Genomic DNA, 15,116 nt, shown 5'->3' with positions numbered 1-15,116 from the left:
TTTATATGAAGAAATATATTTTAGGTGTTTTTGCCATAGCTGTCATTTCGGCGTGCACAAGTCAGCAAGATAAAGCGATGAAAAGTGCGGATAAAACTTTTATCCTAAAAGCTGCTAATGAAAATTTCGCTAAAAAGAAGTGGAAAAATGCTTTAGCACTTTACGACAGACTTCCTAATCTTGTTGCAGGTACAGATGATGCTCCGAATGTGGTTTTCAATTCTGCGTATGCAAATTATTACGATAAAAACTACAAATTGGCAGGTCACCAGTTTAAAAACTTTGCAGTAAGTTTCCCTCAGGATAACAGAAAAGAAGAAGCATCTTATATGTCTGCTTTATGTTACTATAACGGGTCTATGGATTATAACTTAGATCAGACAAGTACAGAATTGGCAATCAATGAGCTTCAGGATTTCCTGACCAATTATCCAAACTCAGAAAGATCAAAAAACATCAATACTTTAATTGATGAGCTATCTTACAAATTAGAGTTTAAAGCCTATGAAAATGCTAAGCAGTATTTTAAAATGGCAGATTACAAATCTACAACAGCCGCTTTTGAAAATGTTTTAGAAGATTTTCCAAGTACAAAACTTCGCCCGAAAATTTATGATTATATGATGAAATCTCGTTATTTCTTAGCGATGGGATCAACTTATGATTTGAAAGATGAGCGTATAGAAAGTGCTTTGGCATTCACAAAACAAGTAGAAAAAGAGCTTCCGGATACAGAATATTCTAAAACGGCAATAGATTTTAGACAAAAACTGGAAAAAGAGAAAAAAGACTTTGTGGTTGTAAAGAAACTGAATGACGAGAGAATTGCAGTATTCACAGCAAAGCAAAAAAAGATAGCTGATAAATTGGCTCAGGACACAAAAACTGAACAACAAATCAAGGATCAGGTATCCAATGAGAAAAAAGCAATGCAGATTCAGAGAGACAGCGCAGCGTTACAAACACCTCCGCCGGCAGCTACTTTCAGAATCCAAAGATAATTCGTAAATTTGCCATCTTATAATTAAATAATTTTCTGAAAATGAGCGTAAAAGATACAAAAGCAGAAGTAAATACTATTACTTACGATAAAGATAAGATTGAAGAAAAGGTAGGTTCAATCTATGAAGCTATTGTTATCATGGGGAAGAGAGCTGAGCAGATCAATGCAGAAATCCGTACTGAATTACACAATAAATTAGACGAGTTTGCGGTTCACAATTCTACATTGGAAGAAGTTTTCGAAAACAGAGAGCAGATTGAGATCTCTAAACATTACGAGAAACTTCCAAAACCAACTTCTATCGCTATCCAGGAATGGCTAGACGGTGAAGTGTACTTTAGAAAGACTGAAGAGAGAAACTAATCACTTTGGTGATTTTTTATAAATGAAGGTCATAAAGAAATTATTTTCTTTATGACCTTTGCTGTTGCTACAAGTTTCCATTCTTAGAAAAAAGAAGTATTTTAGTGCTTTAAAAATAATCTACATGAATATTTCCGGGAAAAAGATTCTCATTGCCGTTTCTGGTGGAATTGCTGCCTACAAAATTCATTTTCTTATCAGAGATTTTGTGAAAAAAGGAGCAGAAGTTCAAATCATAATGTCTCCTGATGCAGAGCATTTTGTAACGAAGCTGAGCCTTTCTACTTTATCTAAAAATCCTGTTTATACAGATTTTTACGGCGACAATGGAACGTGGAATAGTCATGTAGAGCTAGCACTTTGGGTAGACGTAATTATCATGGCTCCTTGCACGGCAAATACTTTAGCCAAAATGGTTCATGGGATTTGTGATAACTTAATGATTGCAACGTATATGTCTGCAAAATGTCCTGTCTTTATTGCTCCTGCGATGGATTTGGATATGTACCAACATCCTTCAACCAGACAAAATTTAAAACTCGCTGAAGATTATGGTCATATTGTAATTCCTGCTGAAAGTGGAGAACTAGCAAGCGGATTAATCGGGCAGGGAAGAATGGCAGAACCGCAAACCATTTCAAAGGCGGTAGAAGATTTTTTTAATTTAAATGAAAAGAAATCATTGCAGGGCAAAACGGTTTTAATTACGGCGGGACCAACTTACGAAGCAATCGATCCTGTAAGATTCATAGGAAATCATTCTTCAGGAAAAATGGGTTTTTCAATTGCTGAAGAAGCTGCAAAACGCGGTGCAAAAGTAATATTGATTTCCGGACCGAGTTCTCTCAATTCAAAACATGAAAATATTCAGCTTCACAGAGTGACTTCTGGAAAACAGATGCTCGACAAGGTATTTGAATTTTATGATGGAATTGATATTGGAATTGCCAGCGCTGCCGTTGCCGATTACGCTCCAAAGGATGTTGCTTCAGAAAAAATTAAAAAAAATGAAGATACTTTCACAATTGAACTTGTGAAAAATCCTGACATTCTGAAAACAATGGGCGAGAAAAAGTCTCATCAGTTTTTAGTAGGATTTGCCCTTGAAACTCAGAACGAAGAAGAAAATGCAAAAGGAAAATTGGCGAAGAAAAATCTGGATATGATCGTTCTTAATTCGCTTCGTGATGAAGGTGCAGGCTTTAAAAATGACACTAACAAAATAAAGATATTCACCAAAACAGAGAAAATAGAATTTGATCTCAAATCAAAAGAAAATGTAGCAAAAGACATTCTTGATACCATTGAAGCTCAGATTCTAAAATAATTTTTATAAATTTCCGTTCTCAACATTTAGATTATAATGAAAAAATATATAACACTTTTATTTTTACTTCTGTTTTTCAATTTTAGTTTCTCACAGGAACTTTTGGCTACAGTTCAGGTAAATTCACAACAGATTCAGGGTAGTAATCAGCAGGCTTTTAAGGCTTTGGAAAAAAGCCTTAGAGATTTTGTCAACAATACAAGCTGGACAGGTAAAAAACTTCAGAATTTCGAAAAAATAAAGTCAAATTTTGCAATTGTCCTCAGCGAAAGAGATGGCAACAAATACAAAGGGAGTATTGTTATTCAGGCAGTACGTCCGGTTTTCAGTTCATCCTATGAATCTCCGCTGATCAACCTGCAGGATACAAAATTTGCTTTTGACTATGTGGAAAACGAAAACTTAATTTTTAATGAGAGACAGTTCTCGGGAAAAAACTTGATTGATGTGATCAGTTTCTATGTGTATCTGATTTTAGGTTACGATGCCGACAGCTTTCAGGCTTCAGGCGGAACACAATGGTTCAATAAAGCACAGCAGATTGCCCAAAATTCTCAAAACCGTGGATATGACGGTTGGGGACAAATCAATGATCCCAGAAGCCGCTCTATTTTGATCGGAGAGATTTTAAATCCGAATATGAGTCAGCTTCGTCAGTCGATGTATACGTATCACAGAGCGGGTTTAGACGGGATGTTTAATCAGGACCAGACACAGTCTAAAAAGATTATTTTTGATGCATTAATGCAGTTGAAAACGTACGAAAACTCTTTTCAGCAGAATTATTTCTTCAATATATTTATCAATACCAAAAATGATGAAATTTTCAATATTTTCAACTCTGGAAACAACGGTGGAATTGTATTGAATGACTTAAAACAGGTGATGATCATCTTTGCACCAAAATTTGCCGACACCAAGTGGAATAAGTGGAGGTAAAGCATCTCATTCTTGAATTCTGAATTCTAAAATTTTATATTTGCAGTATAAAGAAATCTGCCACTCATCATGCTTTCGAGAATATACATTAAAAATTTTGCCCTTATTGATGCACTAGATGTGTCTTTAAAAAATGGTTTACAGGTCATTACCGGTGAAACCGGAGCCGGAAAATCAATTATTTTGGGTGCGCTTCGATTAATCTTAGGGGAAAGAGCTGATGTGAAATCCATCTCAAAAGCTGAAGAGAAGAGTATTGTAGAAACTGAATTTGATCTGAATAATCAGTTTAAAAAATTCTTTATAGAAAACGATCTTGATTACGAGCATCAAACGATTATCAGGAGAGAGATTTTGCCTTCAGGAAAGTCGAGAGCGTTTATCAATGACGTTCCGGTGACTCTAGATGTGCTTAAAGAACTAACTTCACAGTTGATCGATATTCACTCACAGTTTGAAACGTCTAATCTTTTTACGGCAGATTATCAGTTTAAAATTATCGATGGACTTTCGGAGAATAAAAAGATCATTGAAGAGTATCAGCAGGATTTTTTAGAATTTCAAAGTCTAAAAACACAGCTTAAAAAATTCCAGACACAGCTTTCAGAAAATACAAAAGAAAGCGATTACAAACAATTTCTTCTGAATGAATTGGAAGATTTAAAACTCGATGATGTGGATTATGATGGGTTGCAAAATCAGCTTTCTGTACAGGAAAACGCAGGAATGATTTCTGAAAATATTGCTCAGATTCTCTCAAGATTTCATCAGGAAGAAATTGGGATTCTTTCTTTCTTTAATGAAGCTAAAAATAAACTCTCGAAAATTGCGGATGTTTCTCACTCGTTTTCTGAATTGGATGACAGGCTGGAAGGTTCTTTTGTTGAACTAAAAGATATTCTCCAAGAATTGGAAGACGAAGCAGAAAAAATTGAAATCAATCCTGAAAATTTAGCCATACTTTCTGAACTGAATAATAAAATCAACGCTTTATTTCTGAAGCATAATGTTTCTGGTGTTGATGAATTGAAAGAAATCAGAGATCAGTTATCCGGCGAACAAAAAGGAACAGCAGAAATCGAAGCTTACATAGCAGAAATTGAAATCAATATTGCTAAAAAAGAAAAATCACTTCAGTCTTCAGCCGAAAAACTATCAAAAAACAGAAAGAAAAGCGTTCCTGTTTTCATTAAAAAAGCAGAAGATTTATTGAAGAAATTAGGTCTTGAAAAAGCAAAAGTAGACATCGAATTAACCGATGTTCCTGAGTTTAATCAATTTGGAAAAGAAAATATTCAGCTTTTATTTCAGGCGAATTCTGGTTTTCCACTAAAACCTATTCAGACTGCTATTTCCGGCGGTGAAAGATCGAGAGTTATGTTGGCGGTAAAGAAAATTATTGCCGAAAGTGATATGCTTCCAACGCTTATTTTAGATGAAATCGACACAGGAGTTTCAGGAAAAGTTGCCGAAGAAATCGGAAATCTGATGCGTGAAATGTCTCAGGATATGCAGTTAATTGTGATTTCTCACTTAGCGCAAGTTGCTGCAAAAGGAAATGATAATTACAAAGTGGTCAAAGAAGATATCAACGGCAAAACGCAGTCGACAATTATTACTTTAAGCGAAGAAGAAAAATTAAATGAGATTGCACAATTGCTTTCCGGAAGTAAGATTACGGAAGCGGCAATGGCACAGGCGAGGGAATTGATTGGGTAGATATCTGCCTGTCTGGATGTTCAAAAAATCATCATAACAAATCTTTTCGAGTACTTAAACAAAACCTCTCAACCTTTTACACAAATCGTCGAGAGGTTTTCAAAAAAACAGGCGTGCATTTTTAAATTGCACGCCTGCTTTTTATTTTTCTTACTTAGCTTTTCAAATCTCAATAGATGTATCTAATAATTGAAAGATTTTCTTTCTTAAAATCTCATTAAAACTCAGTTTTTGCAGAAATTCTGTAACAAAAGCTACATTATATTTACTAATGTAAAAAAGTAAACTATGTTTGTTAAGTTCCTGAGGTTAGAAATCAAAAGTTTTTTTCGTGGCACTTCGGTCGGAATCAATCTGGCAATGAAGATCTTCCGTTTTCTCGGAATTCTTTCTATTATAGCCTATTGTATCGGAGCGGGTTTTCTTGCTTTTTTCTATGTAAGCAAAGAGATGGAACAAGATCCTGTAAAGGTCGTTTCAAAATTCATGATTATTTTGTGGGTAGCAGATTTGATTTTCAAATATATGCTCCAACAAATGTCTACGCAGAACATCAAGCCATTTCTTACGCTTAATATTTCTAAGAAAACTTTGGTCAATTATATGTTGATTAAGACTTTTCTCTCGCCGTTTAGCTGGATGAATTCTTTCTTTTTTGTCACATTTTCAGTGATCTGTATGTTCAATGGTTTTAGTATTGTAGGGAGTTTAAGCTGGCTGATTGCACTTTCGCTTTTATTTTATCTTAATAATTTTATCAATATTCTGTTTAATAATAAAGAAAATATTGCTATTGCTGTAGGGATTTTGTTTGCTGCCATCGGTGGTTTGGCGTATTATGAGGTTGTCCCGCTTTTAGATTATTCTGAAAAGCTTTTTTATTCATTTTATGATCAGCCCTATTTTACCTTATTAGCGATTGCTTTATTTGCGGGATTATGGTACATCTGCTTTAAACACGTAAAAAAAGAATTCTATCTCGATCAGGGATTAGAAGACAAAAAAACGTTCGGTAAAACTGAGAACATCGCTTTCCTCAATAAATATGGCGCGATCGGAAGTTTTATCAACAATGATATCAAAATGTTGAGACGAAATAAAGTGACAAAAGGCGTACTGATTGGGAGTTTTATGTTCATTTTCTATGGTCTTCTCATGTTTTCTTCACCTATTTACAAAACACCTTATATGATGATGTTTATGGGATTGTTTGTGACGGGTGGTTTTCAGTTTTTGTTTGGTCAGCGAGTGCCTTCGTTTGATAGTTCATATTATCCATTGATGATGACGCTGAACGTTCCATACAAAGAATATCTTAAAGCAAAATGGTGGTTGATGAATATTGTCACGGCTGCTTCAATTGTCATCGCCCTGTTTTATGCAATTATAAGCTGGGAAGTTTACTTCAGTTTCTTCGCTGCCGGATTGTATAATATCGGAGTCAATTCTCAATTTACTTTATGGTCAGGAGCCTACACAAAGACACAGATCGATCTCAATTCTAAAGAAAAAGTAATGGGACAGAAGAATAGCTTCAACATGAAAAGCCTATTGCTGCTCATTCCCAAAATGCTTTTGCCAATGGCTGTTTTTGGTATATCTAAATATTTCTTCGGAATGACTACGGCTGTCGTAAGCATCGCCATTCTAGGGATGATAGGATTTTTATTCAGAGAAAAAATATTCGACATTATTGTAAAACAGTACAAAAGCGAAAAATACAGTACACTAGAAGCATTCAAATCTAAAAATTAATACAATGATTATTATAAATAATTTATCTAAAACGTACGGAAAAGCAACCGTTCTCAATATTGAAAATCTTGAAATTCCTAAAGGTGAAACATTCGGTCTGGTAGGAAACAACGGAGCCGGGAAAACGACACTTTTCAGTTTAATGCTTGATTTGATTCAGCCTACAACAGGTTTTGTAAGCATCGACGGAATTAAAGTCAATGAATCGGAAGCCTGGAAATCTAAAGTTGCTGCATTTGTAGACGATACTTTTCTGATTGGATATTTAACTCCGGAAGAATATTTTTACTTCATAGGAGAACTAAGAGGTCAGAATAAAGCGTCTGTTGACGAATTTTTGAAGCAATTTCATGATCTTTTTAATGGCGAAATCGTTAATTCCGGAAAATACGTAAGGGATTTATCCAAAGGAAATCAGAAAAAAGTTGGAATCGTAGGAGCAATCATCGGAAATCCTGAAATTGTAATTCTCGATGAACCATTTGCCAATCTGGATCCTTCTACACAGATCAAGCTTAAAAATTTAATAAAAGAATTGGCGAAACAAAGTGGTGTTACATTCTTGATTTCAAGTCACGATTTGGCACATACCACTGAAGTCTGCAACAGAATTGTTGTGGTAAATAAGGGAGTTCAGGTGAAAGATATTCAGACCAATCCTGAAACATTGAGAGATCTGGAGCAGTATTTTGCCGATCAGGTGAATATTCCGGTTTAAATGAAATCAAAAAAATCCATTTTCTTTATCAGAAAGTGGATTTTTTTCAATTATATTTTAAATTTTTGATGTTCATTTTCAGTTAGTTATCAATTTGTTTATAGAAAAGTAAAATTTTTTGTCACCTTTTCGAGTTTTTCGTGTCTTTATAGTAGAAACAGAATAACAACCATGAAGCTTTTGTTTAATAATAAAAAAGAAGATTTGCTGAGCCGCCTTAAAAGGCAGGATCCGGCAGCACAGAAAATCTTTTACGATCAGAGTGTAAAGAAATTTCTGAGTGTGGCAAAAAGTTACATCAGTGATATCTATCAGGCAGAAGATTGCGTGATCAAAGCATTTTGTAAAATTTTTAAACACATTGAAAGCTTTCGTGGTGAAGGAAACTTTGAAGGTTGGGCGAGAAAAATTGTGGTGAATGAATGTCTCAATTTTATTAAAAGCCACAAAACGGTTTTTTATCTCGACGATGTTCATGCATCTGCACTTGAAGAAATTTATGACGAGCCAATCGTTTTTGATTTTAATGCGCAGGAGCTTTTAGATCAGCTTCCGGATGCTTACAGGATGGTTTTTAACCTTTATGTGATTGAAGAATATTCGCATCAGGAAATCGCAGATACTTTGAATATTTCTACTGCGGTAAGCAAAACTCAACTCTTCAGAGCTAAAGAAAAATTGAGAAAGATCTACTTTCAACAACAAAAAAAACTGAAAAATGAAAACGTCTAAAAATAATTTGGAATATCAGATCAAAAAACAAATCGATGAAAGAGAAATTGCTCCTTCAAGAGATTTGTGGTCTGAAATTGAAACGCAGACACAAGTAGCTGGTGACACTCAAACAAAGAAAATCAATTGGTTTCTGGTAGCAGCTTGTTTGATTTTAATGATCAGTTTGGGCGCTGTTTTGATTTTTAATGAAAACAAATCATCAGACATTCAGGTTGCACAGAAAGAAACGATTATAAAAGATCCGATTATAAAATCTGAAATTGAAAATTCTCCCGAAATTATCCAGCAAAATCAGGAAAAGCAAAATAAAGTTGAGAATTTAGCTTCTGCAAAATCTGAAGTGACGAGTCCTGAAATTAATGAAGAAAAGCAGATGCTTCCTATCATTAAAGAAAATTCTAAAGAGATTGCGGTACAGATTTCTCAAATTCCGGCAGAGAAAATTATAGCGAAAGCAGATTCGGCAAAAGTTCAGGTCAAAAAGAAAAGATATGTTGATCCTTCAACTTTACTTTTCTCGGTAGAACATAAGAGCGTCATCGAAAAATCGAAAGATGGAAGCAACGTCGCAAAGGTAGATCTCAATTCAAATTAAATCAATTTAAACTTAAAAAATAATAATACTATGATTAAGAAATTTATCATCACAGGAATGTTGTGCCTTGTTGCCACCTCAATGAATGCACAAAAATCGCTTAAAATAGACCTTTCTTCTAAAAGCGAAACAAAGGTAAGCCCCATTGTAAAAGAGAAAATTGAAGAATATTCTATGAAGATCAATGAGATTATTCAGGAGGAGAAAAACCTGATGGAAGCAGAATTACTTGCTCTTCAAACTAAAAATCTAGATAAAGCAGAATTCGACAAGCAAAAATCTCAGATTGCAGATAATTATTCTGAGAAAATTGATCAGAGAATTGAAGCTTTAGGTTTTGATCTTGATAATGTAATCCAAAAGCAGGTGAGATTTTCATTGCTGAATTCTGATGTGACATCTAATGAAGAATTGAAAGCAAAATTGCTGAAGAAGTTCCGTCCTGCAAAAGATTTTACCGGATATTTTACCTACGGGATTATGAATCTTACCAATGATCTTCCGGATAATGACTTAGATAGAAATATGGGATATGCGAGCAATCTTGAATTTGGTTTGAAATTTAATTATCAGTTCAGCAGAACAAGCCCATGGGGATTAACTTCAGGAATCGGATTTTCATGGAGAACGCTTCGTCCGGATAATAATATGATTTTTGCTAAAGATGCCAATGCAGGAGTTTATTTAGCAAACTATGGCGGAGATGTTGATAAAACGAAATTGAGAACAGGGTACATTATGGTTCCCCTAGGTATTCAGTATAATTTTTCAAAGTTGAAAAATGCAGGAATGGATGTTCAGTACAGACCTTATTCAGATGGTTTCAGAGTGGCAGCGAATATATATGGAGGTGTAAAAATGTCAACCAACAACATTGTAAGAGGCAACGGTCCGGATTTCAGAGACAGAGGGAATTATCAGGTCAATCCTTTTGTTTATGGAGCACAGTTTACGGTATCTTACGACAACATTAGTCTGTTCGTGAAAAAAGATTTCAGCAACTTTTTCAAAGGAAATCACTTTGAAAATGATAAAGCGATCATTTTTGGTATAGGATTTGGATTATAATTTTCACACATTCATATTAACAAACAAAACACTCCGCAGATTTTTCTACGGAGTGTTTTGTTTTTGTGAAGTGGTATATTATTTTAAACTTCCCACCATATCTTCAGGTTTCACCCATTCATCAAACTGTTCAGATGTTACAAAGCCAAGATTAATGGCTTCTTCTTTTAAAGTTGTTCCGTTTTTATGAGCGGTCTTTGCAATTTTTGCGGCATTTTCATAACCGATATGCGTATTCAAAGCGGTTACCAACATCAAAGATTTGTCTACCAATTCTTTGATTCTCTCGTGGTTGGGTTCTATTCCAACTGCACAATGATCGTTAAATGAAATACATGCGTCAGCAATCAATTGGGCAGATTGTAAGAAATTGTAAGCCATCACTGGTTTGAAAACATTCAGCTCATAATTCCCCTGAGTTCCCGCAAAAGAAATCGTGGTATCGTTTCCTAAAACCTGAGCACAAACCATCGTTAACGCCTCATTTTGAGTAGGATTTACTTTTCCTGGCATGATTGATGAACCTGGCTCGTTTTCCGGGATATGGATTTCGCCAATTCCTGAACGTGGTCCTGAAGCAAGCAATCTTACATCCTGAGCGATTTTATATAATGAAACCGCCAATTGTTTCAGCGCTCCGTGAGATTCTACAATCGCATCGTGAGCTGCCAACGCTTCAAATTTATTTTCTGCCGTTATAAAAGGAAGATTGGTGAATTTTGCAATATATTCCGCTACTTTTACATCATAACCTTTTGGTGTATTCAATCCTGTTCCCACTGCAGTTCCTCCTAAAGCCAATTCAGAAAGATGTGGTAAAGTATTTTTTAAAGCTTTAATACCGTAATTCAATTGAGCAACGTATCCTGAAAATTCCTGACCTAAAGTCAATGGCGTCGCATCCATCAAATGTGTTCTCCCGATTTTGACGATATTTTTAAATTCTTCTGTTTTTTGTGCTAAAGTATCTCTCAGTTTTTCCACAGCAGGGATTGTAGTTTCAACCACTTTTTTATAAGCTGCGATGTGCATTGCGGTTGGGTAAGTGTCATTTGAAGACTGGGATTTGTTGACATCATCATTCGGGTGAACTTCAGTTTTATCCCCAAGATTTCCTCCTGCATTTACATGCGAACGATTGGCGATTACCTCATTCACATTCATATTTGACTGTGTTCCTGAACCGGTTTGCCAGATCACCAACGGAAATTGATCGTTCAGTTTTCCTTCAAGAATCTCGTCGCAAACTTTGCCAATCATATCTCTTTTTTCTGCGGGAAGAACTCCCAGATCTGTGTTGGTAAAAGCTGCTGCTTTCTTTAAATAAGCAAAAGCTTCGATGATTTCTGTAGGCATAGATCCTTCAGGACCGATCTTGAAATTGTTTCTAGAACGTTCTGTTTGTGCGCCCCAAAACTTATCAACAGGAACCTGCACTTCACCCATGGTGTCTTTTTCTATTCTGTAATTCATTGTGATTGAAGATTATTTAGATTTAAATTAGATCACAAAAATTATCCAATCAGTTTGCTATTCCGTAGGAATCTAAATGAAGTATGTTAGACCATTTGCTGAGATTCCTACGGAATGACAAACGAGACGATTATTTTTTGTGACTTTTGTAGTTTAAAAGTTTCTCTAAAGTTAAACATTGCGTAAAAACCTCGCAATTTATAATCATTATAAATACAATGCAAAATTGTTGATTTTGATCATGTTTTTTTTCGTAAGCTGTATTTTTGCACCGAAAATAGAAAGTAAATGGATTTTAAATATCAGGATCCGTATCCAATTTTGAAAGATGATACGGTTTATAAAAAATTGACTTCAGATTATGTTAAAGTTGAACAACATGGTGAAAGAGAAATTTTAACCATCGACCCGAAAGGCTTGGAGTTATTGGCTGAAGAAGCCATGGCAGACGTTTCTTTCATGCTTCGTTCTTCGCATTTAGAAAGTTTAAGAAGAATAATTGATGATCCTGAAGCGACTGATAACGATAGATTCGTTGCTTACAATTTGCTTCAAAATGCTGCTGTAGCGGTTGAGGGAGCTTTGCCTTCTTGCCAGGATACCGGCACAGCAATCGTAATGGGTAAGAAAGGCGAAAATGTTTATACCGGAGTTGAAGATGGTGAATATTTAAGCAAAGGAATCTACAATACTTATCAAAAGAGAAATTTAAGATATTCTCAGGTAGTTCCGCTGACGATGTTTGATGAAAAGAATTCAGGTTCAAATCTTCCGGCACAAATTGATATTTATGCTAAAAAAGGTGATTATTACGAGTTTTTATTCTTAACGAAAGGCGGAGGTTCTGCCAACAAAACTTTCCTGTATCAAAAAACAAAATCTTTATTAAACGAAAAGTCGCTTGAAGCATTTGTAAAAGAGAGAATTTCAGACTTGGGAACAGCGGCTTGTCCGCCTTATCACTTGGCCTTGGTTATCGGTGGAACTTCGGCAGAAGCGAATTTGGCTGCGGTAAAAAAAGCATCTGCAAAATATTATGACAATCTTCCGACAGAAGGAAACGAAGCAGGACAGGCTTTCAGAGATTTGGAATGGGAAGCAAAAGTTCAGAAAATCTGTCAGGAAAGTGCGATTGGTGCTCAGTTTGGTGGAAAATATTTAACTCATGATGTTCGCGTAATCAGGTTGCCTCGTCATGCGGCTTCCTGTCCTGTCGGAATGGGAGTTTCTTGTTCAGCTGACAGAAATATTAAAGGAAAAATTACCAAAGAAGGAATTTTCTTAGAACAATTAGAACAGGATCCGAAAAGATTTTTACCAGCAACACCTCCACATTTAGAAGCGGCGGTTGATATTGATTTGAATAAACCAATGCCTGAGATTTTGGCTGAATTGTCGAAGTATCCAATCAAAACAAGATTAAAATTGAACGGAACTCTGATCGTTGCAAGAGATATTGCTCACGCAAAAATTAAAGAATTATTGGATGCAGGGAAACCAATGCCTGAATATTTTAAAAATCACCCGATTTATTACGCAGGACCTGCAAAAACTCCGGAAGGAATGGCGTCAGGAAGTTTCGGACCTACAACGGCAGGAAGAATGGATGTATATGTTGAAGAATTCCAAAGTCACGGTGGAAGTATGGTGATGCTTGCAAAAGGAAACAGAACTGCAGACGTTACGAACGCTTGTTATAAATACGGAGGTTTTTACATCGGTTCAATTGGTGGACCTGCTGCAATTTTAGCAAAAGAGAATATTTTGTCTGTTGAAGTTGTTGATTTCCCTGAATTAGGAATGGAAGCAGTAAGAAAGATTGAGGTGAAAGATTTCCCTGCATTCATCATTACCGATGATAAAGGAAATGATTTCTTTGCCAATCTTGCGCATTAAAATTTTAGGTTTGAGAGTTATATGCAACAATTTTAGAGTTACAATTGTAGTCTAATGTCTAACATCTAACTTCTAATATCTGGATTAATAGTTTAAAATAAAAACAAATTGCAAAATTTAGGTTCTATATCTTTTGATGAAAAAGAAAAAAGTCCTATTTTTGCCTAAAATCTATAAGAAAGATGATGTTATCAGCATTTTGGCCGTTTTATCAGTTCCTTTGGACAATCTATTTTGTTACAATGTTCCTAGTAGGATTCTGGTGTATTTTTATGTTTTTCGGTTTCGTTATCCCTTTGTGGCTAACAGAAGGTTTGAAAGAATATTTCGGTAAGGTAAAACCTTTCGATCCTGAAGACATCAGAAGAAAATTGATTACAGAGCAAGAAGGTGTTGAAGTAATCTTCAACCAACCAAAAGGTCACGGACCTTTCATACACGACAGCCACGGGCACAACCACGGACATCATTAGTGAATGTCATCGCTTTTTCACCTTAATTCTGGAAAAGTGATATCATAGCAAAACAACATATATAAAACCACTGATTGATCGGTGGTTTTTCGTTTATATAGAGTCTGTTCGCAATTTTTCCGGAGAAATACCAAACTTCTTTTTAAAGGCACGAGTGAAGTTTTGTACATATTCGTAACCGCAATCTATCGCAATCTCTTTAATCATCAACTCATTATTGACGATCAATTTCTTGGCTTTCAGCATTCTTAGTTCAGATATGTAATCCACAATCGTCATGTGATAATGAATTTTAAACTCTTTTCTGATTTTGCTTTCATTGATTCCTAAAATTTTACTGATCTCTTCGATTTTTATATTTCTATGAAAGTTGTCATCAACAAATTTCTTTATAAGTAAAGGCGTTTCAGGCAAATCTTGCGCCGTATCTTTTTCATTAAACTGTTCGAAAATTAGAATTAACAGCTTAATAATTTTAGCCTCCACAAAAAGTTTCTGCATCACACCTTTTCGATAATAACTGAGAATTTCCTTTAGAATGATGTGCATTTCTACAGTCATGTTGGGTGGAGTTTCTTTGTGTAGAAAAATAAAATTATTATGAATCATCTGCTCCAAAATTTCAGCATTTTCCTTATGAGATTCGGGATCAATGAGATTGGAAATGTATTGATATTTAATTTGAATCTGGAGATATTTCATTGTTTCATTATTTGTCCAAAGCTCAGCTTGGCTTTCTTCTGGGGTATAATGTAAAATATACTGGTTTTTCTTAAATATAAATTGCGTTTTGCAATCGTCTGCATTCAGATGAATATCTGGACTCAAAAAAAACAATAGGTTGAAGCTTGATTTTCCTTCAACATACTTGGCTTTTACAAAACTATTCATGTCCGAATCATCATGGAATATTATTTTGATGTTATCAGACATAAATATTAATCCTTTTTGAGTTTGCTTCTGCATGCCATTTTTCTTTTAAATAATAGATTCATTGGTTTAAGACAAGATAACAAGTAATTTGAAAATGATAAGTCTGCCCCAAGTGTGAA

The 15,116-nt window shown here is 35.0% G+C and carries 14 protein-coding genes; 12 read left to right on the top strand and 2 right to left on the bottom strand.

Translation table 11 applies throughout. The features are described from left to right. Window positions 1-5: 5 nt before the first annotated feature. The 10 genes from LNP04_RS10250 to LNP04_RS10205 all read left to right on the top strand — a co-directional run bounded on the left by LNP04_RS10250 (window position 6) and on the right by LNP04_RS10205 (window position 10,222). On the top strand, window positions 6-1,001 hold the full coding sequence (locus LNP04_RS10250; protein WP_229982881.1) for an outer membrane protein assembly factor BamD: 996 nt from the start codon (window positions 6-8) through the stop codon (window positions 999-1,001). 41 nt (window positions 1,002-1,042) lie between these two features. Continuing rightward, on the top strand, window positions 1,043-1,366 hold the full coding sequence (locus LNP04_RS10245; protein ID WP_129535667.1) for a DNA-directed RNA polymerase subunit omega: 324 nt from the start codon (window positions 1,043-1,045) through the stop codon (window positions 1,364-1,366). Window positions 1,367-1,490: 124 nt separating this feature from the next. Continuing rightward, window positions 1,491-2,693, top strand: coding sequence for a bifunctional phosphopantothenoylcysteine decarboxylase/phosphopantothenate--cysteine ligase CoaBC (coaBC, locus tag LNP04_RS10240; RefSeq protein WP_229982880.1), 1,203 nt, complete (start codon window positions 1,491-1,493; stop codon window positions 2,691-2,693). A 36-nt stretch (window positions 2,694-2,729) separates the two neighbouring features. Next, on the top strand, window positions 2,730-3,632 hold the full coding sequence (locus LNP04_RS10235) for a DUF4835 family protein (RefSeq protein ID WP_229982879.1): 903 nt from the start codon (window positions 2,730-2,732) through the stop codon (window positions 3,630-3,632). A gap of 69 nt (window positions 3,633-3,701) precedes the next feature. Continuing rightward, window positions 3,702-5,351 carry a DNA repair protein RecN gene (locus tag LNP04_RS10230; RefSeq protein WP_229982878.1) on the top strand — a complete coding sequence of 550 codons (1,650 nt, stop codon included), beginning with the start codon at window positions 3,702-3,704 and terminating at the stop codon, window positions 5,349-5,351. Window positions 5,352-5,639: 288 nt separating this feature from the next. Next, complete coding sequence (locus tag LNP04_RS10225) at window positions 5,640-7,106, top strand: DUF5687 family protein (RefSeq protein ID WP_229982877.1); 1,467 nt, start codon at window positions 5,640-5,642, stop codon at window positions 7,104-7,106. A gap of 4 nt (window positions 7,107-7,110) precedes the next feature. Beyond that, the gene (locus tag LNP04_RS10220; RefSeq protein WP_229982876.1) at window positions 7,111-7,824 is read left to right on the top strand and encodes an ABC transporter ATP-binding protein; all 714 of its coding nucleotides are present in this window, start codon (window positions 7,111-7,113) and stop codon (window positions 7,822-7,824) included. Between the two features lie 171 nt (window positions 7,825-7,995). After that, a complete protein-coding gene (locus LNP04_RS10215; RefSeq protein ID WP_229982875.1) occupies window positions 7,996-8,556 on the top strand; it encodes an RNA polymerase sigma factor in 561 nt (186 codons plus the stop codon). Next, window positions 8,543-9,154 (top strand): hypothetical protein, encoded by a 612-nt coding sequence (locus LNP04_RS10210; RefSeq protein WP_229982874.1) that lies wholly within the window; start codon window positions 8,543-8,545, stop codon window positions 9,152-9,154. The genes LNP04_RS10215 and LNP04_RS10210 overlap by 14 nt, the downstream gene beginning before the upstream one ends. Window positions 9,155-9,184: 30 nt before the next feature. Beyond that, on the top strand, window positions 9,185-10,222 hold the full coding sequence (locus LNP04_RS10205) for an outer membrane beta-barrel protein (protein ID WP_229982873.1): 1,038 nt from the start codon (window positions 9,185-9,187) through the stop codon (window positions 10,220-10,222). Between the two features lie 78 nt (window positions 10,223-10,300). Here the strand turns inward: LNP04_RS10205 and fumC are convergent, their stop codons facing one another. Then, window positions 10,301-11,695 carry a class II fumarate hydratase gene (fumC, locus tag LNP04_RS10200; RefSeq protein WP_229982872.1) on the bottom strand — a complete coding sequence of 465 codons (1,395 nt, stop codon included), beginning with the start codon at window positions 11,693-11,695 and terminating at the stop codon, window positions 10,301-10,303. A gap of 288 nt (window positions 11,696-11,983) precedes the next feature. On the opposite strand from fumC, the gene LNP04_RS10195 reads away from it, so the two are divergent. Next, window positions 11,984-13,591: a fumarate hydratase gene (locus LNP04_RS10195; RefSeq protein WP_229982871.1), complete on the top strand. Its 1,608-nt coding sequence runs from the start codon at window positions 11,984-11,986 to the stop codon at window positions 13,589-13,591. Between the two features lie 182 nt (window positions 13,592-13,773). Continuing rightward, a complete protein-coding gene (locus LNP04_RS10190; RefSeq protein ID WP_229982870.1) occupies window positions 13,774-14,064 on the top strand; it encodes a hypothetical protein in 291 nt (96 codons plus the stop codon). A gap of 93 nt (window positions 14,065-14,157) precedes the next feature. Here LNP04_RS10190 and LNP04_RS10185 read toward each other — a convergent pair whose 3' ends face one another. Beyond that, window positions 14,158-15,030: a helix-turn-helix transcriptional regulator gene (locus LNP04_RS10185; RefSeq protein WP_229982869.1), complete on the bottom strand. Its 873-nt coding sequence runs from the start codon at window positions 15,028-15,030 to the stop codon at window positions 14,158-14,160. Window positions 15,031-15,116: the final 86 nt, after the last annotated feature.

This window comes from Chryseobacterium sp. C-71, assembly GCF_020911865.1.
Taxonomy (GTDB): domain Bacteria; phylum Bacteroidota; class Bacteroidia; order Flavobacteriales; family Weeksellaceae; genus Chryseobacterium.
The sequence above is the reverse complement of the archived record's forward strand: the minus strand, read 5'-3'. Positions and strand labels throughout refer to the sequence as shown.

Excerpts from the sequence above, each read along its gene's own strand:
- LNP04_RS10195 (WP_229982871.1), top strand. The coding sequence starts at position 11,984 with ATGGATTTTAAATATCAGGATCCGTATCCAATTTTGAAAGATGATACG.
- LNP04_RS10190 (WP_229982870.1), top strand. The coding sequence starts at position 13,774 with ATGATGTTATCAGCATTTTGGCCGTTTTATCAGTTCCTTTGGACAATC.
- LNP04_RS10250 (WP_229982881.1), top strand. The coding sequence starts at position 6 with ATGAAGAAATATATTTTAGGTGTTTTTGCCATAGCTGTCATTTCGGCG.
- LNP04_RS10205 (WP_229982873.1), top strand. The coding sequence starts at position 9,185 with ATGATTAAGAAATTTATCATCACAGGAATGTTGTGCCTTGTTGCCACC.
- fumC (WP_229982872.1), bottom strand. The coding sequence starts at position 11,695 with ATGAATTACAGAATAGAAAAAGACACCATGGGTGAAGTGCAGGTTCCT.
- LNP04_RS10245 (WP_129535667.1), top strand. The coding sequence starts at position 1,043 with ATGAGCGTAAAAGATACAAAAGCAGAAGTAAATACTATTACTTACGAT.
- LNP04_RS10215 (WP_229982875.1), top strand. The coding sequence starts at position 7,996 with ATGAAGCTTTTGTTTAATAATAAAAAAGAAGATTTGCTGAGCCGCCTT.
- LNP04_RS10230 (WP_229982878.1), top strand. The coding sequence starts at position 3,702 with ATGCTTTCGAGAATATACATTAAAAATTTTGCCCTTATTGATGCACTA.
- LNP04_RS10210 (WP_229982874.1), top strand. The coding sequence starts at position 8,543 with ATGAAAACGTCTAAAAATAATTTGGAATATCAGATCAAAAAACAAATC.
- LNP04_RS10225 (WP_229982877.1), top strand. The coding sequence starts at position 5,640 with ATGTTTGTTAAGTTCCTGAGGTTAGAAATCAAAAGTTTTTTTCGTGGC.
- LNP04_RS10220 (WP_229982876.1), top strand. The coding sequence starts at position 7,111 with ATGATTATTATAAATAATTTATCTAAAACGTACGGAAAAGCAACCGTT.
- coaBC (WP_229982880.1), top strand. The coding sequence starts at position 1,491 with ATGAATATTTCCGGGAAAAAGATTCTCATTGCCGTTTCTGGTGGAATT.
- LNP04_RS10185 (WP_229982869.1), bottom strand. The coding sequence starts at position 15,030 with ATGCAGAAGCAAACTCAAAAAGGATTAATATTTATGTCTGATAACATC.
- LNP04_RS10235 (WP_229982879.1), top strand. The coding sequence starts at position 2,730 with ATGAAAAAATATATAACACTTTTATTTTTACTTCTGTTTTTCAATTTT.